Source organism: Kineosporia mesophila, assembly GCF_021129235.1.
Lineage (GTDB): Bacteria > Actinomycetota > Actinomycetes > Actinomycetales > Kineosporiaceae > Kineosporia > Kineosporia mesophila.
The window spans coordinates 34,801-54,952 of the sequence record NZ_JAJOMA010000007.1; the positions used below are offsets into that span (position 1 = coordinate 34,801).

At 68.7% G+C, this 20,152-nt stretch carries 19 protein-coding genes; 10 read left to right on the top strand and 9 right to left on the bottom strand.

Features of this window, described 5'->3' with window-relative positions; translation table 11 throughout:
* Positions 1–39 precede the first annotated feature (39 nt).
* From recR to LR393_RS11655, 4 genes are all read left to right on the top strand, one after another.
* A complete protein-coding gene (gene recR / locus LR393_RS11640; RefSeq protein ID WP_231483865.1) occupies positions 40–639 on the top strand; it encodes a recombination mediator RecR in 600 nt (199 codons plus the stop codon).
* Positions 632–1,366 (top strand): DUF5063 domain-containing protein, encoded by a 735-nt coding sequence (locus LR393_RS11645; protein WP_231483866.1) that lies wholly within the window; start codon positions 632–634, stop codon positions 1,364–1,366. The genes recR and LR393_RS11645 overlap by 8 nt, the downstream gene beginning before the upstream one ends.
* Before the next feature lie 154 nt (positions 1,367–1,520).
* Complete coding sequence (locus tag LR393_RS11650) at positions 1,521–2,792, top strand: aspartate kinase (protein WP_231483867.1); 1,272 nt, start codon at positions 1,521–1,523, stop codon at positions 2,790–2,792.
* Positions 2,789–3,856 carry an aspartate-semialdehyde dehydrogenase gene (locus LR393_RS11655; RefSeq protein WP_231483868.1) on the top strand — a complete coding sequence of 356 codons (1,068 nt, stop codon included), beginning with the start codon at positions 2,789–2,791 and terminating at the stop codon, positions 3,854–3,856. The genes LR393_RS11650 and LR393_RS11655 overlap by 4 nt, the downstream gene beginning before the upstream one ends.
* Positions 3,857–3,948: 92 nt before the next feature.
* Here the strand turns inward: LR393_RS11655 and LR393_RS11660 are convergent, their stop codons facing one another.
* Positions 3,949–5,745, bottom strand: a complete 1,797-nt coding sequence (locus LR393_RS11660) for a S9 family peptidase (protein ID WP_231483869.1) — start codon at positions 5,743–5,745, stop codon at positions 3,949–3,951.
* A 733-nt stretch (positions 5,746–6,478) separates the two neighbouring features.
* On the opposite strand from LR393_RS11660, the gene LR393_RS36980 reads away from it, so the two are divergent.
* Both LR393_RS36980 and LR393_RS11670 read left to right on the top strand, forming a co-directional pair.
* Positions 6,479–6,871 carry a hypothetical protein gene (locus LR393_RS36980; RefSeq protein ID WP_407937310.1) on the top strand — a complete coding sequence of 131 codons (393 nt, stop codon included), beginning with the start codon at positions 6,479–6,481 and terminating at the stop codon, positions 6,869–6,871.
* A 191-nt stretch (positions 6,872–7,062) separates the two neighbouring features.
* The gene (locus LR393_RS11670; protein WP_231483871.1) at positions 7,063–7,938 is read left to right on the top strand and encodes a hypothetical protein; all 876 of its coding nucleotides are present in this window, start codon (positions 7,063–7,065) and stop codon (positions 7,936–7,938) included.
* Positions 7,939–8,027: 89 nt separating this feature from the next.
* Here the strand turns inward: LR393_RS11670 and LR393_RS11675 are convergent, their stop codons facing one another.
* On the bottom strand, positions 8,028–8,234 hold the full coding sequence (locus LR393_RS11675) for a DUF397 domain-containing protein (protein WP_231483872.1): 207 nt from the start codon (positions 8,232–8,234) through the stop codon (positions 8,028–8,030).
* Complete coding sequence (locus LR393_RS11680; protein ID WP_331282940.1) at positions 8,231–9,046, bottom strand: helix-turn-helix domain-containing protein; 816 nt, start codon at positions 9,044–9,046, stop codon at positions 8,231–8,233. Before LR393_RS11680 ends, LR393_RS11675 begins: the two co-directional genes overlap by 4 nt.
* 191 nt (positions 9,047–9,237) lie before the next feature.
* On the opposite strand from LR393_RS11680, the gene LR393_RS11685 reads away from it, so the two are divergent.
* The 3 genes from LR393_RS11685 (at position 9,238) to LR393_RS11695 (ending at position 12,669) form a co-directional block, all read left to right on the top strand.
* On the top strand, positions 9,238–9,576 hold the full coding sequence (locus LR393_RS11685; protein WP_231483874.1) for a hypothetical protein: 339 nt from the start codon (positions 9,238–9,240) through the stop codon (positions 9,574–9,576).
* Positions 9,577–10,196: 620 nt separating this feature from the next.
* Entirely contained in the window at positions 10,197–10,952 is a 756-nt protein-coding gene (locus LR393_RS11690; RefSeq protein WP_231483875.1) for a hypothetical protein, read from the top strand.
* 58 nt (positions 10,953–11,010) lie between these two features.
* Positions 11,011–12,669: a serine/threonine protein kinase gene (locus LR393_RS11695; RefSeq protein ID WP_231483876.1), complete on the top strand. Its 1,659-nt coding sequence runs from the start codon at positions 11,011–11,013 to the stop codon at positions 12,667–12,669.
* Between the two features lie 4 nt (positions 12,670–12,673).
* Here the strand turns inward: LR393_RS11695 and LR393_RS11700 are convergent, their stop codons facing one another.
* The 3 genes from LR393_RS11700 to pabB form a co-directional block, all read right to left on the bottom strand.
* A complete protein-coding gene (locus LR393_RS11700; RefSeq protein WP_231483877.1) occupies positions 12,674–12,961 on the bottom strand; it encodes a Dabb family protein in 288 nt (95 codons plus the stop codon).
* Positions 12,962–13,115: 154 nt separating this feature from the next.
* The gene (locus tag LR393_RS11705) at positions 13,116–13,295 is read right to left on the bottom strand and encodes a DUF5302 domain-containing protein (RefSeq protein WP_231483878.1); all 180 of its coding nucleotides are present in this window, start codon (positions 13,293–13,295) and stop codon (positions 13,116–13,118) included.
* Positions 13,296–13,397: 102 nt separating this feature from the next.
* Complete coding sequence (pabB, locus tag LR393_RS11710) at positions 13,398–15,422, bottom strand: aminodeoxychorismate synthase component I (RefSeq protein ID WP_231483879.1); 2,025 nt, start codon at positions 15,420–15,422, stop codon at positions 13,398–13,400.
* 72 nt (positions 15,423–15,494) lie between these two features.
* Here pabB and LR393_RS11715 point away from each other — a divergent pair, with 72 nt between their 5' ends.
* Positions 15,495–16,304, top strand: a complete 810-nt coding sequence (locus LR393_RS11715) for an aminotransferase class IV (protein ID WP_231483880.1) — start codon at positions 15,495–15,497, stop codon at positions 16,302–16,304.
* Positions 16,305–16,626: 322 nt separating this feature from the next.
* On the opposite strand, the gene LR393_RS11720 is transcribed toward LR393_RS11715, so the two are convergent.
* From LR393_RS11720 to LR393_RS11730, 3 genes are all read right to left on the bottom strand, one after another.
* A complete protein-coding gene (locus tag LR393_RS11720) occupies positions 16,627–16,965 on the bottom strand; it encodes an Imm51 family immunity protein (protein ID WP_231483881.1) in 339 nt (112 codons plus the stop codon).
* 70 nt (positions 16,966–17,035) lie between these two features.
* On the bottom strand, positions 17,036–17,626 hold the full coding sequence (locus LR393_RS11725) for an LppA family lipoprotein (protein ID WP_231483882.1): 591 nt from the start codon (positions 17,624–17,626) through the stop codon (positions 17,036–17,038).
* On the bottom strand, positions 17,611–19,689 hold the full coding sequence (locus tag LR393_RS11730; RefSeq protein ID WP_231483883.1) for an alpha/beta hydrolase: 2,079 nt from the start codon (positions 19,687–19,689) through the stop codon (positions 17,611–17,613). The genes LR393_RS11725 and LR393_RS11730 overlap by 16 nt, the downstream gene beginning before the upstream one ends.
* Positions 19,690–20,152: the final 463 nt, after the last annotated feature.

A 20,152-nucleotide genomic window follows, 5' to 3' on the forward strand; every position in this document is an offset into this window, starting at 1 on the left:
TGGGCGACGCCGCCCGGTGCAGCACGTAGGCTCCTGCTTGTGTATGAGGGCGTGGTGCAGGACCTGATCGACGAACTCGGGCATCTTCCCGGCGTCGGTCCCAAGAGCGCGCAGCGCATTGCGTTCCACATCCTGCAGTCAGACCCGGTGGACGTGCGCCGGCTGGTGGCTGCCCTCACCGAGGTGATCGACAAGGTCAGGTTCTGCGTCTCCTGCGGCAACGTGTCGGCGGAGGAGCTGTGCCGGATCTGCAGCGACGCCCGCCGGGACGGCACCGTGCTGTGTGTGGTCGAGGAGTCGAAAGACGTCGTCGCAATCGAGAAGACTCGTGAGTTCCGCGGCCGCTACCACGTGCTGGGTGGCGCCATCAGCCCGATCGAGGGCGTGGGCCCGGACGATCTGCGGGTCAAGGAACTCGTTACCCGGCTGGCCTCCGGTGAGGTCACCGAGATCATCCTCGCCACCGATCCGAACCTGGAGGGCGAGGCCACAGCTACCTATCTGGCCCGGCTGCTGAAGCCGATGGGTCTGAGGGTCACCCGGCTGGCGTCCGGTCTTCCCGTCGGGGGAGACCTGGAGTACGCCGACGAGCTCACGCTGGGCCGGGCCTTCGAGGGGAGGAGACTGCTCGATGTCTGACGAGAACGAGAAGTCACGCAGGAACGGCTCAGACCCGCTGCGCCCCGAGCGCGACGCGTTCGGCCGGCTCACCGGCCCGCGGGGCCGTCACCAGGCCAGCGCTTCGGCGATCCCGCAGGCACGCACCCGCGGCAGCTCGTCGATCGACCTGACCGACGAGCGGGCCGACGAGGCCCGCGAGCTGCACCAACTGGCCGAGGAGACGGCCACCGACGCGCAGACCTACCTGAACGCCCTCACCGAGGTGGCGGCCGGCTCCTCGCCCGACACGGCGATCCCGGTGCTGCTGCTGGCGGTCTCCCAGATCCTGCTCGGCGGGGCCCGGCTGGGCGCGATCACCGATGTGGTCCCGAGCGAGCGGTTCGAGCCCGACGCGGGCCCGGACCCCGACATCGACCCGCTGCGCACCGGCCTGGCCAACCTGCTCGACGGCCTGGACGAGTACGCCGACATCGTCGACCCGCTGACGTCGGGTGAGCTGATCCGCGGCATCCTGTCCGACGACCTGGCCGACGTCGCCGCCGACCTGGCCCACGGGCTGAGGCACTATCGCGACGGCCGGGTGGACGAGGCGCTGTGGTGGTGGCAGTTCTCCTACCTGTCCACGTGGGGGGTGCGGGCCACGAGCGCGCTGCGTGTGTTGCAGAGCATGCTCGGGCACCTGCGGCTCGACGTCGACACGGACACGGTGGCCAATGCGGAGTTCGAGGCTCTCAACCTCGATTGATCCGGCGAAGACCGGTTCTGCCCGCACGATCTGGGGAGCAACCCGGCATCCGCCGTGCATCTCACCTGCCGAAATACTGTCCCGGTCGCCATTCCGGCCGCAGGTAGGATAGCCACGTCCGAAACTCCCTTCACGAGTAGCAAGGAGCGACCCGGTGAGCTTGGTCGTGCAGAAGTACGGTGGTTCTTCCGTCGCGGATGCCGAAAGCGTCAAGCGGGTCGCCCGGCGGATCGTGGACACGCGAAAGCAGGGGCACGACGTCTGTGTCGTGGTCTCTGCGATGGGTGACACCACCGACGACCTGATCGAACTCGCCGAGAAGGTGTCGCCGCTCCCGCCCGCCCGTGAGCTCGACATGCTGCTCACCGCCGGTGAGCGCATCTCGATGGCCGTGGTGGCCATGGCGATCGCCGCGCTGGGTCAGGAGGCCCGATCGTTCACGGGCAGCCAGGCCGGTGTCATCACCGACGGCGTGCACGGCAAGGCGCGCATCATCGACGTCACCCCCGGCCGCATCCGGGCCGCGCTGGACGAGGGGCACATCGCCATCGTCGCCGGTTTCCAGGGTGTGAGCCAGGACACGAAAGACATCACGACGCTCGGCCGCGGTGGCTCCGACACCACGGCGGTGGCCCTGGCGGCCGCGCTCGAGGCCGATGTCTGCGAGATCTACACCGACGTGGACGGCATTTTCACGGCCGACCCGCGCATCGTCCCGTCCGCCCAGCAGATCGCGCGGATCACCAGCGAGGAAATGCTGGAGATGGCGGCCTCCGGGGCGAAGGTGCTGCACCTGCGCTGCGTCGAGTACGCCCGTCGGTTCAACCTGCCGGTCCATGTCCGGTCGTCATTCAGTCATCGCGAGGGCACCTGGGTCACTGACCAGCCCGTCGAAGGAGCAGTGGTGGAGCAACCGATCATCTCCGGGGTCGCACACGACCGGAGCGAAGCGAAGATCACCGTGGTCGGCGTGCCGGACAAGCCCGGCAAGGCCGCCGAGATCTTCCAGGTGGTCGCCGCCGCCGAGATCAACCTCGACATGATCGTGCAGAACGTGTCCGCGGCCGTGAGCGGCCTGACGGACATCTCCTTCACGCTGCCGAAGACCGACGGCCAGACGGCGATGAACGCTCTCAACCGGGCCCAGGAGCAGATCGGCTTCGAATCCCTGCGCTACGACGACCAGATCGGCAAGGTCTCGCTGATCGGCGCCGGAATGCGCAGCCACCCGGGGGTTTCCGCGCAGATGTTCGCGGCGCTCGCCGAGGCCGGCATCAACATCGAGATGATCAGCACGTCGGAGATCCGGCTGTCGCTGGTCACCCGCGCCGAGCGGCTGGACGACGCCGTTCGCGCCATTCACACCGCTTTCGGCCTGGACAGCGCCGACGGCGAGGCCGTGGTCTACGGAGGTACCGGACGATGAGCACCCGCAAGCCCACTCTCGCCGTCGTCGGCGCGACCGGTGCTGTCGGCACCGTCATGCTCGGCATCCTGACCGAACGCGAAGACGTCTGGGGCGAGATCCGCCTGATCGCCTCCGCCCGCTCGGCCGGCAAGCTGCTGAGCGTGCGCGGTGAGCAGGTCGCGGTGCAGGCCATCAGCCCCGAGGCGTTCGACGGCGTCGACATCGCGATGTTCGATGTGCCCGACGAGATCTCGGCCGAATGGGGCCCGATCGCGGTCGAGCGCGGCGCGATCGTCGTGGACAACTCCGGCGCCTTCCGGATGGACCCGGACGTGCCCCTGGTGGTGCCCGAGGTGAACCCCGAGGCGGCCCGTAACCGCCCGCGCGGCATCATCTCCAACCCGAACTGCACCACGCTGACCATGATCGACGCGCTCGGTGCCCTGCACCGGAAGTGGACGCTCACCGAGCTCGTGGTGGCCTCCTACCAGGCCGCCTCCGGCGCCGGTCAGCCCGGCATCGACCGGCTGCACGACGAGCTCGAGGTGGTCGCGGCCGACCGTTCCCTCGGCTCGGTGGCCGGCGACGTGCGCGACGCGATCACCGCCAAGCTGGGTGACGGTCCCTCGCCGTTCCCGGCCCCGCTGGCCCTGAACGTCGTCCCGTGGGCCGGTTCGGCCAAGGGTGACGGCTGGAGCAGCGAAGAGCTGAAGGTCCGCAACGAGTCCCGCAAGATCCTCGGTATCCCCGACCTCAAGGTGTCCGCCACCTGCGTCCGGGTGCCGGTCGTCACCACGCACTCCCTCGCGGTGCACGCCACCTTCGCCGAGAACATCACGGTGGACGAGGCCCGGCAGACACTCGAGGCCGCGCCGAGCGTGCTCGTGGTCGACGACCCGGACGGCAAGCAGTTCCCGACCCCGGCCGACACCGTGGGCGGTGACCCGACCATCGTCGGGCGGCTGCGCCAGGCGCTGGACTTCCCGAACACGCTCGACCTGTTCGTGACCGGTGACAACCTGCGCAAGGGGGCGGCGCTCAACACGGCCCAGATCGCCGAGCTGATCGCCTCCGAGTTCTGATCTCACCTGCACCTCTGCGGGCCGGTACCGAAAGGTACCGGCCCGCAGTAGTTTCAATTGAGGACGCGGATGGGCTCCCCTTGACGGGTCGGTCAGGCCGGCAGATGCCGCCGGACGAAATTGATCTCGGCCCGCACCTGACGCACCCGTTCGTCGTCCACCAAGGAGCCGTGCCCCGCGTCGTACCGGTACACCTCGTGCTCCGCACCCCGCTCGGCCAGCACCCCGACGTAGTTCTCGATCTGCCGGATCGGGCAGCGCGGGTCGTTCTCCCCGGCGAGTACGAGCACGGGGGCGGCCACCTTCTCCGCGTAGGTGATGGGACTGGAGTCGCGGTACTTCTCGGGCACCTCGTCCGGTGAACCACCGAAGAGCGAGCGGTCGAAGGCTTTCAGCGCCTCCATCTCGTCCTCGTACGCCGCCAGGTAGTCGGCCACCGGTACCCCGGCGACCCCCACGGCCCAGCGGTCCGGGTACAGGCCGAGCCCGAGCAGCGTGAGGTAGCCGCCCCACGACGCCCCGGCCAGCACCACCCGGTCCGGGGCCACCACGCCTACCTCGACCAGATGGTCGCGGACCGCGACGACGTCCTCGAGTTCGATGTGCCCGACCCGCTTCTCCAGGGCGTCGCGCCACTGCGACCCGTACCCGGTGGAGCCGCGGTAGTTCACCTGGAGCACCGCGAAGCCGTGGTCGACCCAGGCGCTCGGGTAGGCCCGGAACCAGTCGCCGTCGTGCGCGGTCGGGCCGCCGTGGATGTCGATGAGCAGGGGCAGCGGTTCGGTGGCACCCACTGGCCGGCGCAGGAGGGCGTGGATGCGCCCGCCCGGCCCGTCGACCCAGACGTCTTCAAGAGGTACCGAGGCCGGGGCCGGATCGCCCGGAGGAGCCAGCACCAGGTCACCGTGCAGATTGCGTACGGCCGCGGGCAGCGCCGCCGACGACCACAGGGCCCAGACCTCGCCGCCGGGGCGGGTGGTCGCGTCCATCACGGTTCCGTCGGACTGGCCCACGGCGGTGGTGGTCAGGTCGACGAGGCTGAAGGTGTAGAGCCGGGTGCGGGCCTCGTGGTCCACGCTCACCAGCAGTGCGGACGCGTCACGGAACCATTCGGCGTCCGAGATCTCGCCCAAGACATCGAGTTTCACCTCGAGCTCGGTGCCCGCCACAGCATCCCAGACCAGCAGTTCGCCCCGGCCCCGGCGCTCGTGCAGCACCAGTAGCCGCGGATCGCCCGTCACGGGGGCGAAACCCAATGGTTCCAGGCTTTTTCCGGGGCCATCCCAGAGATCGGCCACGGTCGAGCCGTCGCTCACCGCCAGCACGCGCAGAGCGGTGTGGCGGGAGTCGCCGTGCTCACTGTGGGCCAGGGCCAGGAGGGTGCCGTCCTCGCTCAGGCCGCCCACCCCGGCGTCCTCGGTGTGCTCGTAGATCAGTCGCAGCGGCCGGCCGGGTTCCTGGATCTGGATCCGGGTGCCGTAGCCGTCGTCGTTCTGGCCGATCACCGCCAGACCACCCCGGCCGAGCGCCAGACCGGCCGAATATGACGGTTCCAGGCCGGGAATCGCGATCTCGTCGGCCCCCGGGGCCGATCCGAACGGCTGCTTGCGCCAGATGCCGTGCTCGTTGCCGGCCGCGTCGTCGAACCACCAGATCCACTCACCGGACGGGTCGATCTCGCCGTGCGCCGTACCCTCGCTCCGCGCGGTCAGCCGGGTGAGCCCCGCCTCGGGGCTCCAGCTGTGCATCTCCAGCACACCCTCGTGGGTGGCCACCACCAAGCAGCGGTCGGGTGCGTCCGTCGCCCAGACCGGCATCGCGATGCGCCCGGCCCGGAAGCGTCGTTCCCAGGCGGGGAGTGGACTGTCCTGTGGATTCGGCGCGGTCATGGCGAGAATCCTTGCACGCAGCGGGCGTGCGCGACCTGATTCGCCGGGGGTGTCCCGCTCGGCGACGGATTGGGTGGCACTCCGCCGCAGTGGGTCGAGCCAATCCACGGCGGAGCACCGTGATGGTCATATCGGCAGCCCGGCCCAGATCTTGAACCTCACCACACCGCAATGCGCCGGCACCGAGGTCAACCGCTCCGCGTCCTCCTCTTCCCTCTTCGTGATCATGCAAAGCCTCCCCGGACTTCTAGAACTGTGGTGGTGGTTAGAGTTCTAGAACGCCGGGGAGGTTTTGCATGATCACGGGGATGTTGTCTGTCCCCGGTCACGGGGGATGTCGTCTGTCCCCGGTCACGAGGGGTGTGGTCTGCCCTTGTCGTGGGGGATGCTGGGGGCCGGGTAGCGGGACGGGGAGGCTGGGTCGATGGAGAATGCTGGTGTGGCAGGGTCGTTCGACGACGGTAATAACGGCGACGGGAACAGCGGCGACCAGGGTGGCGAGGCGGCGGTGAACAGCGACGTGGCCGGTTCGGGCGACTCGACGGGCAGTGGCGCCGTCCCGGATTCCCGGGGTGTGGTCGCCGGTTCGGGTGGCGTGGACAGCAGTGTCACCGGTTCCAGCGGGGCGACCGTCTCGGGTTCGAGCGGGGTGACCGGTAGCATCGACACGTCCGGATCGCAGGGGGTGGCCGGCAGCATCACGGTGGCCGGTTCCAGCGGGGTCGCCGGGAGCATCGGTGTGACCGGGAGCTCCGGGGTCGCCGGGAGCGTGGCGGTGACCGGCAGTGCCGGAGTCTCGGGCAGTGTGGCGGTGGCCGGGAGCGCCGGGGTGGCGGGCAGCGTCGCCGTCGCGGGGAGCGCGGGCGTGGCCGGCAGCATCGCGACCAGCGGCAGCGCGGGGGTGGCCGGGAGCATCGGCACCAGCGGCAGCTTCGGCGTGCTGCTCAGTCTGTTCACCGTGCTCGGGATCGGGATCCGGCGGTGTTACGGCACCTTCGCCTGCGTCGGCTGTCAGGACTGCGTCGGGTGTGCCTTCTGCATCGGCTGTCGCGACTGTGTCGGGTGCGCATTCTGTGTCGGTGGCGTGGGGCTGCGCGGTGTGAACGGTCTCCGGAAGAACAAGTAGACCCGTCACCGTCCGTAAGAAATGGAAGTGCAGTAAGAGTGCAGTGTTTAAGGTTTGGTGATGGCCGCTCAGGGGTAAGCGGCGGGGGTACTAGAACCATCGGCGCATACCGCTTACGCCACCGGGTGCGAGAGAACTGAGGTGAGCCGGCGGCGACACGGGTGTCGCCGGCACCCTCGACAGGAGTTCTCATGATCATCCGCAAGCCGCGCTCGCTCGCCCTGGCCACCGCCGCGCTGATCGCGGGTGGTGCCGCCCTCACCCTGGTGCCCGCCGGTGCGGCGCAGGCCAAGGCCAGCCCCAAGGGTGACTTCGCGGTCACGGTCAACGGCACCACGTACAACCCGGCCGAGGGTAAGGACGTGAAGCTGAAGGATCTGGCCGTGGCCGGCCCGATCGCCGTGCGGGGCAAGCACGTGGGCTTCGACGTCAACCCCTCGACGCTGGGCGTCTACAACTACACGCTGACCGGTGCGGCCGACCCGGAGCGCATGGTCACCGAGCCCACCGTCGTCTTTGCCTCGAAGGTGCCGGTGCTGACGCCGGCGCAGATCGGCACGGTGAAGATCGACCGGCTCGAGGTGAAGGACGACGACGCCACCATCATCCTCAGCGCCGCCGGCGGGAAGATGAAGTTCCAGGCCAAGGACTTCGCCCAGGGCGGGATCTTCCAGCAGGAGCCCGAGTTCGGGTCGAACGTGGAGATCGTGCACACCCTCGGGCCGAAGCTCTTCTATTTCGTCAACGAGTTCACCGGGAAGATCAATTTCGGCGACGGCAAGGACCCGGTGACCACGGCCCAGAGCAGCACCGGTTATCACGAGATGCTGCTGGGCAAGGACAGCCCGCAGGTGGCCACGAAGCTTTACCAGGACGGCTCGGTGACGCGCTGGTCGGTGACCTCCGGCGGCCGGCTGGGTGGCGTGCTCGGTGAAGACGCCATCGAGCTCTCCCAGGGGGCGACGAACTGCACCAGCAAGTGCCAGGCGCAGAACCAGATTCACGGTTCCCTGCCGGTGCCCCCGCTGCCGACCGACCCCACCCCGATCCCGGTTCCCGCCAACTGATTTCACTGGCTGAGAACTGTTCCGGCAGCGGGAAAGTGCGAGGGCCGGGGAGCGGGCGACCGCTCCCCGGCCCTCACCCGTGCGAAAGGTCAGTGACTGCTGAGGCCGTCGAGCCGGCCGCCCTTGGCGGCGTCGATCCAGGCCGAGAACTCGACCGGGGCGAACCGGAGAGTCGGGCCGTTCCCGTGTGCCTTGGTGTCACGCACCTCGACATCGTGTCCGTTGCGCCGGATTTCCACGCACTGGCCTCCGCCGCCGCTGGCCTGAGCCTTGATCCAAGGTGTCTGCGTACTCATGTCGTGTACTCCTCGAGTCGGACGGATTTCTGCCTGAGCGTTTCCCAGACGTCCCGGTAGGTACGGAGTTTGCTTTCCTTTTCCAGGTACCGGGCGTCTGCTTGGGACTCCAGATAGACCACGTCGGTGTCTGGTTCGGTGAATTCCAGCAGGGTGAAAGCCCCACCGCGTAAACCCGGGTGCGCACCGCCGGACCAGGGAAGTATCCGAACCTCGACATTGGTCTTCTCGTCGCTCAGGCGACGAAGATAGCGCAGTTGTTCGCGCATGATGTCAGCCGAACCGATGATCCGGTGCAGCGCCGATTCGCCGATGACAGCCGTGACGAGGGGTGGGTCGGCCCCGCCGAAAGCCGTTTCCATACGAGTAATGCGTAACTCGGCGTCACGTCGCCGCGCATTTTCCGCCATGCCCTCACCGATCGTGAGATGTTCGTGGTACAGCGGGGTTTGGAGAAGGCCGTGAATCAACTCAGCGTCATAGGTCTTGATCGCCGCCGCGGACTGCTCGAGATCCAGGTACAACCCGAACCCCGGTATCAGGACATCGGTGAAGTCTTCCCAGATGTTTTCCGCGTCGGCCCGGGCCGCCAGGTCGGTGAGTCGTTCGGTCATGGCCTCGTCGGCGCCGTACATGAAGCAGAGAGCGCGGATGTCGGCGTACTTGAAGGGCCCTTTTCCGGCCTCCATTCGCCAGATCTTCTGACGCGATCCGACCGACCGCACGTCTTCCGGCTTCTTGCCGGCCATTTCCCGTAGCCTTCGGAGCTGCCGCCCGAGGGAACGCCGCCCCATGCCCGACCCACTGCTCATGGCGGCGAGTTTGGCATTTTCCTGAACAACGGGCGAGTAACAAGTCGAGGGCGCGAATGTCGTCACGCTCCCCCCGTCACAAAACGTTACATTGAAGTGGCTCGGGGTAACGGCTGAGACTATTCAATGGCGGGGGGAGAGCCGATGTGTTCCAGGCATCGGTCCAGGCCACACAACGGGGGTTTACGCCCATGCAGGAGCAGGCAGCTCTGAAAGGTGAAAGACCGGGCGCCGGGGAGTGGGTCGGCCGGGTCGAGGTCGATCTGCGTAATGCCCGGGACTGGTCTATCGGCTCGCTGCATCTTGAGGTGGAGCCGGGGACGGTCACGGTCTGGTTCGGGTCCCGCGCCCTGGCGGTGATGAACCGCGACGAGCTGCGTGAATGGATCATTCATCCACGCGGCACCCGCCTGGCGGCGGACGATCTGGTCTGGTCCACCCAGTACGGCTCCACCTATGTGGCGATCGGCTGGACCGCCGAGTACCGCATGGGCGACGCGTCGTTGCGTGAACTGACGGCGGTGATCTGAGCCGTGGTCGCCATGACCTCCTCGTCATCCGCATCGTCGTTGGAAGTGGGTACGGGCCGCCCGGGTCCGGAACGTCAGCACCCCGACGGAGGCCCGGTCGATCACCGGCCCACCGGGGGCTTCTGTGCGTGTTGCGGCGCGGTGTACCCGTGCGCGACCGCTCGGAGGCAGGGGCGTGACCGGCCGCTGGTCCACGAGTTCCTGGCCCCGATGAGCCGGCTGGCCCGGCTGCGGGACGAAAGCATCGCATCGGCAGGGTGATCCGCCGACCCGGATCCACCGGGTCCGGACGGCCGCACGAAATGCACGGTCCGGGAAAGATTTCCGGGTACGGGCGAGTAGATCCACGGACGTCAGGGGCTGATCGGGCCAGCGGGGTCTGATCAGCCCCTGACGTTTTCCCGAGGGCCGGGCGGGGTCGGCACCATTGCTCCGGGCAACTGAAAGGTTTTCAGGGGAGGGTGTTTACCCTCAGTCGAGTTCAGTCGAAGGACCCGTTCGTCGAACTCCGGGGGGTCAGTCCGATAGTTGTTCTGACAAGCACTCGGAGGATGCGGAAAACTATTGGTCGTGTGTCAAGCCTGTGCCGGCCCGGCCGGCGAGTTCCCCCGGAGGTGGTCATGACCGGGATCAGGGTGCCGCGTCAGTGGGCCCCGCCACCCGCGGTGTCGCCCTATGCGATCGTCAGCTACGGCACCGACCGGCGGGTGTTGCTGTCCGGGCAGGAACTCACCATCGGCCGGGGTGCCGACGCGGCCGTCCGGATCGCCCACCGGCCCGCCGACGAGCACGTCTCCCGGCTGACGGCGACCCTGCGCACGCTCGACGACTGTGTACTGATCCGGAACCGTTCCCGCAGCAAGCAACTCGTGCTCCGCCCGCTGGTCGGAACGGAACGGATGCTGGAGCCCGGGGCCGCCACCACGTCCATGCCGTTCCCCGAGTTCCTGGTTGTGGTGACCGGCCGGTTCGGTCGCGAGTACGCCGTGCACGTCGACGTCCGCGACCTCACCCCCGACCGGCCGCGGCCGGTGCTGGATCCGGTCGAGACGGTGGACGGTGTGGCGGTCGGCCTGACCGGACCGCAGCGCCGGTTGCTGGCCGCGCTCTGCGAACCCCTGCTCACCCGCACGGGAAGCCGGGCCACCCCCGCCACCTACCGGGAGGTCGGGGAACGGGTGGGCCGCAGCCCCGACTACGCCCGCACCGTATTGCGCCGGCTGCGCGGGCAACTCGCCGCCCAGGGGGTGGCCGCCCTGGTCACGTTCAGCCTGGAGAAGGTCTACGAGGACTTCCGTCCGGCGCTGGCCCGCTGGGCGATCAACAGCGGCACGATCACGGTGGCCGACGTGCAGGCACTCGATGCGCCGGCCTGAGCTCCCCGGGTCCGGTATCCCCGGGCCGGAAATGTTCGGACCGGTGGAGCCGGTCCCCGTGACGCTGTCGCCCGATGCCGTCACCCTCGGGGGCGACCGGACGGAACCGGCCGGCGGCCCGATCGACGTCTCCGGCCTGCTCGCCACCGACGACCGGTCCCGGATGGTGGGCGGGGCGCAGCCCAACGGATGGTTCGCCGGGCCCCCGGGTGATCCGGACCGCTACGAGCTCCTTGGCCCGGGCCTGTCCGGCGGCGAGGGAGACATCTGGCGCGCCCGGTACCGCGGCGACCTGACCTCGCCGTTGCAGGTCGCGGTGAAACGGCTGCGACGGCCCGCGAACATGGGCGACGACTGGCCCACCCCGGCCGATCTGCGCCGGTGGGAAGATCTCCGGGCCCTGCTGCTGATCATGCGGATCGACCACATGGTCAGCGTGCTGGACGTGTTCGTCGGGCCCCCGCCACATCTGCAGCACGCGCCACTCCCCGTCCCGGGGCCGCGCCCACTGGTGACTCCGTACGTGGTGATGGAGTGGGTGCCCGGCCCGACGCTGGCCGACGAACTCGCCGGCACACCCGCCACCGCAAAGACCCTGACGACCCGGCTGCGCTACGTCGAGCAGGTCGCCGCGGCCCTGGGAGCGCTGCACTCGCGCACCGCCTCGGCGGGTAATCCGAGCCTGCACCGCGATGTGAAGCCGCCGAACTGCATCCTCGCCCCGTCGCGCGGGGTGGTGCTGGTCGACATCGGCACGATGCGGCGAGTGGACGACGGCCGCGACCTGTCCGGCCGGCACAGTCCGGCATACACCGCGCCGGAGGTGCTGGCCGACCCGATGGCGGCCCGCGACCCGGCCTCCGACCTGTACTCGCTCGGGGCCCTGGCCTGGTTCTGCGTGGTCGGGGAGAACCCGCCGCACGCCCGCGACCCGTTCGCTCCCGACCGGGCCCGTCGACGGGCGGAGATCGTGGCGCGTGATGCCGAAGTGCGCGACCCCCGGGCCTTCGCCGACCACCTGACCCGGCTGCTGGCCCACGACCCGGCGGACCGCCCGGCCGATCCCCGCGCCTGGGCCGGGCAGTTACGCGCTCTGGCGACAGCCCGGCGGGCGCGCCCCAGCGTGTTCCTGGCCGCCCTGGTGCTGATCCCGCTGCTCTCGATCGGCCTGATCCTGGCGCCCCTGCTGTTCACCCGGCAGACACCGCAACTCACCGACACCCCACGGCCGGCGAGTACGTCGTCCATCATCGGGGGGCCGCAAACCGCCGGCGACCCGCAGGGGCGGCCACCTCGTCCGTCATTCGGGGTCGCGGTTACTCCCTGGCCCGGAAAACCCTCGACCAGTAAGGAAGCCGCCTTCGTCACCCCGCGCAACGGGGCGGGGATCGGCCGCTGCCCCGGGATCAGCGGTACCGCGCACCTGCCGCCGGGCCGCACGCTGCTGTTCTCCGTGGAGAACCTCAGCGCCGGCGACGGGGTCCGGCACATCACGCCGATCCGGGGCTGGCAGCACCCGGCATCACTCTCCCGCTGGAAGCTGCGCCCGCCGGTGGGCCTGCCGTTCGACCCCCTGGGGATGCAGTACCGGCTGGAGGTGATCGTGGTGCCGCTGGACCCGCTCAAGGAGCGGGGACCGTTCTCCGTACCCGACAACAGTCACGTCGGGGCAAGCCTTTTCGTCAGCCGGGAGAGCCAGTCGGAGCAGGGCTGCTGAGCGCTCAGAACTCGATCTGGATCCGGGCGATCTCGGCGGACAGCGGCCCGAAGATCTCCCGGCGCAGACGGTTGTGTTCCTCGTCCTCGTCGTAGGCCCGATAGGCGGCGACATCGGCGAAGTCGGCCACGATGGTGAAATCCCAGTTCCCGGGGCGGAGTCCGGCGTCCCGGCCGACCTTCACGTCGGTCATCCCGGGAATGCCCAGGGCGAGGATGCCGGCCAGGCCCTCGTCGAGAAGGGTGGTGTCGGCGTCCGGCTTGAGCCGGCCCGTCACGACGTTGCGGATCATGCGACGACTCTCCTTGGTGGCGGTGCCTCACGGGTCGGCTGATGCTAACCCGGTGCCACCTGACCGGCCGAGAGGGCCGTGATGTGACGAAAGGCGCCACCCGGTGATTCCGGGTGACGCCTTCCTCGTCAGAACGGATCGGAACCGATCGGAACTACGAAGACTTACGTCGGAACATCTGCTGAGAGCCCGAGGTCTCGGGGCCGTGGGACCCGCCCACCTTCCCGTTTCCCTGGACCTCGCCCTGGTGCTGCCCGCCGTTGGCGTTCTTGCGCTCCAGAGCTTCGCGGAACTTGCGCTTCGTGTCTGAGCTGACCTGCTTGTCGTCAGTCATGAGTGCCCTCCTCTTCGGGTCGGCATCCATACCCCGCCGATCTAGGGTGACAGCCTACCGACGGAGCCGCCAGCGCATTTCCACCCACGTGGACCAGCCGCCTCAGGAAGGACCCTCGTCGCTGCTGACCGCACCCACGGCCCGCAGCACGGCGTCGGCCTTGAGCCGCACCTCCTGCCATTCCTGCTCAGGATCGGAGAGGATGGTCACGGCCCCGCCCGCTCCCACGCTCACGGCGTTCCCGTCGTGCACCAGCGTGCGGATCACGATGCTGAGGTCCGCCGTGCCGTTCACCCCGAGGAACCCGATCGCGCCGGAGTAGACGCCCCGGGCCCGGCCCTCCAGCTGCTGAAGGATGCGCATGGTGCGCACCTTCGGGGCGCCGGTCATCGATCCGCCCGGGAAGGCGGCCCGCACGCAGTCCACCGCGTCGCGCCCGTCTGCCAGATCGCCCTCCACGGTCGAGACCAGCTGGTGCACCGTGCTGAACGACTCGACCTGCATCAGGGCGGGCACAACGACCGAACCGGGCCGGCACACCCGTCCGAGGTCGTTGCGCAGCAGGTCCACGATCATCAGGTTCTCGGCGCGTTCCTTCACGTCGTTCTCGAGTTCCTTGGCCAGGCGCCGGTCGTCGTCGGGGGAGGAGCCCCGGGGCCGGGTGCCCTTGATCGGCTTGGCGCTGACCCGCCCCGAACGGTCGATCCGCAGGAACCGCTCGGGCGACGAGGACGACACGCTGATCCCGCCCAGGTCCAGAAAAGCACTGTAGGGAGCCGGATTCAGCTTCCGCAGGCGCCGATGGACGGTGAGGGGCGATTCCGTCGTGGTGGTGTCGAAGCGGGTGGTGAGGCAGACCTCGTAGGTGTCGCCCTGCTCCAGGTGTTCCCGCACGGTCTGGATGTCGGCCAGGTACTGGCGGCGGCCTCGTACCGGGCGGGCGACAGAAGCGGGTGGATCGGCGAGAGGTTCTAGCGGCTGCAGGTTCTCGATGATGTGCCGGGTCCGGTTGATCCACTGCCCGGCGTCGTCCCGAGGGTCGGACCTCAGGTCGAGCGCCAGCAGGAACACCTCATCCTGCTCGTGGTCGAGCACGACGAGACGGTCGGCGAACACCAGCGCGGCATCCGGGTGGGGTGATGCGTGCGGGCCGGCCGTCGCCGGGTCGGCCTCGCACTCGTAGCCGAGATATCCCACGTAGCCACCGGTGAAGTCGAACGGCAGATCGGGCTCGTCGATGCTGAACGACCGCAGTCGTCGCTGGATTCGATCGAACGAATCTGCCTGGGGGGTCAGCATTTCCCAGAGCTTTCCACCCGGGGCGCAGGCCAGGTAGGAGAACCGTCCGGTGCGCGCGCTGTCCAGCCAGACGGCCCCGTCTCCCCGGTGCAGGGTGGCGAACAGGGACTCCGCGTCGATCGGCCCCGGAAGCCGGTGAACGGTGAGGCGTAACGGCGTGCGTTCTTTCTCGTCCATTGTCGTGGAGGCTTTTTCGGTGACAGAAACCGAATGGTGGACGTCGGTCAGGTCGCGGAAATTCTCGATGATCCGGGATCCGTGCTGCGTGAGAATCGATTCGGGGTGGAACTGAACCCCGAAAAGCGTTGCCCCGGAATTCTCCAGCGCCATCACGGTGCCGTCCTCGGACCAGGCCGTCGCGGTCAGTCCGGCCGGCAGGGGCTCCGGCACCGCCAGGGAGTGGTAGCGGACGACCTCGAAGTGCTGCGGGATCCCGGCGAACAGGGGGCTCTCGTGGCGCACCCGGCTGAGTTGCCCGTGCATGATGCGCGGGGCGGGCTCGGTGCGGGCCCCGAAGGCCACGGCGATGCCCTGATGGCCCAGGCAGATCCCGAGCAGGGGCAGGCCCGAGGTGCGGGCCCAGGTGATCGCGGCCGCCGACAGGCCGAAATCTTCCGGGTTCTCCGGCCGCCCGGGCCCGGGGGAGATCACGATGTTGTCGAAAGTCCCCTGGATGCGCGACATCAGGGTGTCCCAGTCGCACTCGTCGTTGCGCACCACGATTGGCTCGGTGCCGTTCGCCACCGCCAGCTGCTGGAACAGGTTGTAGGTGTAGGAATCGTAGTTGTCCACGAGCAGCGTCCGGACCGGCTGCGGGTCGGGCGTCATCGGGCTCCTCGGGCGGGGTCGGGCCAGGTATCTTACGGCCCAGTCACTTCCTGAAGATTCTGGACTCCGTTGATGAAGCCGTTCGGCGAGATCCCGCCCGGCCCCCTGCTCTGGCGAGGGCCGGGGGAGTTCGTGCCCGCCACCCGTCCGGCCGGGCCCGGGCCGCCGGTCGCCGACTCGTGGCTCGTCGACGAAGGCCGCTGTCGCGGCATCGATGAGCACCGAGCACGTTTCGTCCGGAGCGTTTCAATGATGGACGACCATCCGCCTTCGGTGCCGTCCCTCACCTCCGGGTGGGCGAACCGGTTCATGGACGATGTCCTGGCCGTTCTGCCCCGGTCGGGTCGGTGGTTCCCGCGGGTCGACCGCACCGGTGACGAGCTGACGCTGTGGATCCGTCCCGCCCCCGAACCGTCGTCGGAGGTGGTGCTGTGGGGGCCCGGGGTGCCGGATCCGCGGACCCGGCCGGGCGTCAAGGGCCCGGACCTGCCCCGGCTGGCGGACCTGCGACGTCGGGCGGCCCTGGCGGGGGCGGGGGAGGCGGTGCTGGTGTCACCGGACGGGGCGGTGCTCGAGGGTGCGCTGAGCACGCTGCTCTGGTGGCGGGGGGACGTGCTCTGCAGCCCTCCGCGCAGCGATGCGACTCTGCCCGGTGTCACCTGGCGGCTTCTGGAGGGGATCGCCGAACGGCGGGGCGTCGAGACCCGCTCCGAGAACGTGCCACCGGTCGCACTCGAGGGCCTGGAGGTCTGGTCGGTGAGTGCTCTGCACGGTATCCGGGCGGTGACCGGCTGGCGCGGCCTGGACCTGAACGCCGGCGCTGCCCACCAGGCACCCACCTGGCAGGCAGTGCTACGGGAGCTCGCGCGTCCTCTGCCCTGACCGAAGTGATCGGCCGCGGTCGGGGCCTACCCGTCGGCGTTGGCCAGGTCGTACAGGGAGCGCACGGAGGTGCCGAAGTACGGCCCGTTGATGGGCTCGGAACTGCCGACCGGACCCCACGAGCTGACCGACCGGAGCGTGCCGATGCCGGCCTGGAGGTTGTAGTCCGAGAGCTACAACCTCCGGACGCGCCCTGGCCGAAGCCGAAGCCGAAGCCGGAGATACCGGAGAAGGGCGTCGAGCTTGCCACCAGTCTTGCCAAGGGTCGGTCCGGCTACTGGTCTCGCATTCAGCCCTGTCGGCCGTCCCGCCGGAGGTCTCGTCAGTCGTCGAAGTCGATGCCTTCGGCCTCACCCTTCGCGATCAGGGCGGGCAGCAGGTCGGGGGCGTTGACGACCGCGGCCAGGGCGGTGCCGAGCACGGCCAGCGCCTCGCGGTCGGGGCCGTAGGCGCAGAACATGCCGGCCTCGGGGTCGAACTTCACCCGCCCCTCCACCTCCGGTACCTGGGTTCGCACCAGCCATTGGGCCATGCCGCCCCAGAAGTAGCCGTTGGGCTCGTGCCCCGACTCGCCGACCACCACATCGGCGGGCGTGCCCCCGGCGTTCATGATCAGAGAGAAGTTGCCGGGGCTGGTCTCGATCAGTTTCAGGGGATCCATACGGGAATCCTGGCAGGCACCACCGACAGAATGGCCGGGAGAACGTGTCCGGTCACGAACAGGGCACGCGCTACGAGGAAGTCGTCTCCTCCGTCGCCTTGGTGTCTTTCAGGTAGCAGGCGCCCGACACGGTGATGGTGGTGTTGTCGTACTCGCCCACCTCGAGCGTGCCGCCGATGCCGTTGCCCACGGTCAACACCCTTTTCCTGGGCTCGTCGCTGATCTGGTTGACCTCGGTGTACCCGTACTGCGCGGCGATGTCGAGCATTTTCTGCTTGACCTCGGGCCAGACGGCATCAGGGGTGTTGCCCTCGCCGACACCGGCGTCGTAGGTGTACGACCGGACCCCGTCGATCTGCCGGAAGGGCGCCAGGCAGGTGCCGCCCGAGACGACCCGCGGCCCAGGCCGGTCCCACTTCACCGTGGGCGCGAGATCTTCATACACGGAACGGATCTCGCCCAGCATGGCCTTCTGGTCCCGATCGGCCTGCTCGAACGAGGGCCGGCTCTGCAGCTCCCGCAGGGCCTCTTCCTTCGACGACGACTCGCTGATCATGCTTGTCTCTCCACATCCGGCCCCGATCAGGGCGATTCCCACGACAGCGATCACGAGGCCCGCCCGGCGGGCCCGGAACCGGCCCGGCCTCACCGCTTCTCCCACGGTCCGGAGACGAGCCCGCGGGTCAGTTGTTCGTAGATGCTGCCGGCTTCCTTCCGCATTTCGTTGCCCTCCTGAGCCAGCTCGAGACCACCCTCGGCGAGTCGGCGGGCGCCTTCCTCAGCCACGTCGGCGGCGCGCTCGGCCCCCTCCTGCACCGTGTCGGCCGTGCGCTCGGCACCTTCCTGTACCAGGTCGACAGTTCGCTGGGCACCGTTCTGCACCGCCTCGGCCGTGCGCTCGGCACCGGCGACGACCGCCTCGCTGAGGTTACGGGGGAGGTCGCGGATCTCACGAGCTGTGTCCACGGCGCTGTCCAGGCGGTCTTTCCAGGCCTCCCCGGTCTGGGGATTGTCGTTGCCCAGCACGAGTTTCTCCTCCTGACCGGCCACGAGCGACCCGAGGTTGTGGGCGCTCGTGGAGCCCTCGTCGAGGTAGGCCGTGTGCCCGGTGACAGCGTTCAGGTGGCCCTCGTCCGAATCGTCGTACGCCTCCGGGTTCAGCTGCGTGACGCCCTTCATCTCGGTCGGGTCCTTGCCGAAGGCCTCGAGGTCGCCGACCCCGTCCTGCCGGGCCTCCTCGTAGTAGATCTGGCCGGTGGGCACGTTGATGTCGTTCACGTCGTCGGTCCCCAGCCCGGGTGAGCCGAAAAAGGCGACCCGGTCGACGCCGGTGCCGGCGTGCTGCAGCGCGTACCCGGTGGTGGTGGAGCCGTAGGAGTGCCCGAGGGCGGTGATGTCGGCGCCGGAGTTCTTGATATCGATGCCCTGGAAGAAGTTCGCCAGTGAGGCGCCGCCCGCCTTCGCCGTGCCCGACGAGGCGACCGAGGTGCCGTCCAGGTTCGCGAGGCTCTCCGGTGAGATCTGCGGGGCCTGGTAGCCGAGCCAGGTGATCATGGCGACCGACTCACCCTTGGTCGCGGCGTCGCGGTTCAGGCTCGTCTCGGCCTTGTCCCGCATGTTGCGCATGTGCTCGACGTAGTCGCCCATCCCGTCCACCGTCGAGGTGAGGCCGGGAGTGAACACTCCGACGTGGTCGGCCGTGTCCGGGTCTCCGTGCGAGATCACGGCCTGGGCGCGTTCTTTGCTGATGTCCAGGCTGAGCACCATCAGATCGCTCGGGATGCCGGTCTCCTCGGCCACCTGGTCGGCGTCGTTGATCATCTTCTGCACCTCGTTCAGCGAGGCCTGCTTCTTCTCCAGGATGCCGAGCTGCCGGCGCAGCTCGTACTGCCGCGCCAGGTCGTCGGGCAGCGTGTGCCGGAGCTTGTCACGCACCTTCTCGAGGTCGTTCTTCACCTGCTCCTGGTACTTCGGGAGCATCGCCTTGTTGGCCCGGTCCAGCACATCGGAGGGAAGCCCGTTGCGGTTATTGGGCCACTCCGGGTGCTTCTCCTCGATCTCCTTCTGCTCGTCCTCGGTGAGCGCGTCCCACCAGGCCTTGACCTGGGCCGGTGTGGCGTCTTTCGCGGGCTGGCCGTAGATGTCGGCCGCACCCGCCTTCTCACCGCGCGTTTCCGCATCGTCGGGGCTGCGGTAGTCGATCGCGGCCAGGGCTCCGCTGAGTACCTGCCCGTTCAGCACGCTGCCGAGATCGGTGTCCATGTCCTGGCCGCGGCGCACCGCCTCCTCGACGTAGGCGACGCACTCCCCGACCAGGCGCGTGCGCATCTCGCGGGCCAGGTCGGCGTCGTGCTCGGTCTCGAAGACATCGGTGACACCGCGGACGTCCAACACGCTGTTGCCGACGAACTCCAGGCCGTTGTCCTCGGCGAACTTCTCCGCGATGCTCACGGCCTGCTCGACGCCCTGCACCGCGTCACTCGCGTCGTCGAGCGCCCGCCGGACAGCCGTGACCTCGGCGATCCGGTCTTCGAGGAGTTCCTTGTACTGCTCCAGCGCGGTTCGAGCGGCCGTCGCGGCGCCGCCGTCCCAGTGCTCGGGAAAGACCTTGGCCAGGTCTTCGCCGACATGCACCAGCTGTTCTTCGACGGTCATCAGGGCCCTGGAGGCCAATTCCACCTCGGACGATTTCCACTCGCGTACCTGCGCCCAGCCAATGGCCATCGTCCCACCCGCGATTTCATCGGACCCCTCCCATAACCGCAGGTCAGAGAGTATCAAATGAGGCAAACGGCACTCAGGGTAAGAACGTCGTGACGCAGGATCGGTTTTGTCGGTGCCCAGTCGCCCGGTCTCGGACTGCCCGGATCGGTGAAGTCGGTACGGCTCAAGTCGCTGGGATCGCCCAGGTGTCGCACACCGGGTCGTGCGAGGGCCACAAACCACAACCGCCGGTCAGTCGACGTGCGACTGACCGGCAGTTTTGCTGTCGGGGTGACAGGATTTGAACCTGCGGCCTCTTCGTCCCGAATAGCGTTAGCAGGCTGACGCCATCTCGGGAGCACTAGGTTTCCGCAGTTCAGAGCGTTGGGATCCGTTGGTCTGCGTTGGCCGGGTGCGGCCTGCAATCCAAGATCATCTCCCCAGATTCTCCCGACACTCCGGAACCGGCTGAAACAGTCGGCGC

Coding starts and splice junctions, on each gene's coding strand:
- LR393_RS11645 (WP_231483866.1), top strand. CDS start 632: ATGTCTGACGAGAACGAGAAGTCACGCAGGAACGGCTCAGACCCGCTG.
- pabB (WP_231483879.1), bottom strand. CDS start 15,422: ATGACGCCCGACCCGCAGCCGGTCCGGACGCTGCTCGTGGACAACTAC.
- LR393_RS11700 (WP_231483877.1), bottom strand. CDS start 12,961: ATGATCCGCAACGTCGTGACGGGCCGGCTCAAGCCGGACGCCGACACC.
- LR393_RS11705 (WP_231483878.1), bottom strand. CDS start 13,295: ATGACTGACGACAAGCAGGTCAGCTCAGACACGAAGCGCAAGTTCCGC.
- LR393_RS11715 (WP_231483880.1), top strand. CDS start 15,495: ATGAAGCCGTTCGGCGAGATCCCGCCCGGCCCCCTGCTCTGGCGAGGG.
- LR393_RS11655 (WP_231483868.1), top strand. CDS start 2,789: ATGAGCACCCGCAAGCCCACTCTCGCCGTCGTCGGCGCGACCGGTGCT.
- LR393_RS11730 (WP_231483883.1), bottom strand. CDS start 19,689: ATGGCCATTGGCTGGGCGCAGGTACGCGAGTGGAAATCGTCCGAGGTG.
- LR393_RS11675 (WP_231483872.1), bottom strand. CDS start 8,234: ATGAGTACGCAGACACCTTGGATCAAGGCTCAGGCCAGCGGCGGCGGA.
- LR393_RS11660 (WP_231483869.1), bottom strand. CDS start 5,745: ATGACCGCGCCGAATCCACAGGACAGTCCACTCCCCGCCTGGGAACGA.
- LR393_RS11685 (WP_231483874.1), top strand. CDS start 9,238: ATGCAGGAGCAGGCAGCTCTGAAAGGTGAAAGACCGGGCGCCGGGGAG.
- LR393_RS11690 (WP_231483875.1), top strand. CDS start 10,197: ATGACCGGGATCAGGGTGCCGCGTCAGTGGGCCCCGCCACCCGCGGTG.
- LR393_RS11720 (WP_231483881.1), bottom strand. CDS start 16,965: ATGGATCCCCTGAAACTGATCGAGACCAGCCCCGGCAACTTCTCTCTG.
- LR393_RS11680 (WP_331282940.1), bottom strand. CDS start 9,046: ATGAGCAGTGGGTCGGGCATGGGGCGGCGTTCCCTCGGGCGGCAGCTC.
- LR393_RS11670 (WP_231483871.1), top strand. CDS start 7,063: ATGATCATCCGCAAGCCGCGCTCGCTCGCCCTGGCCACCGCCGCGCTG.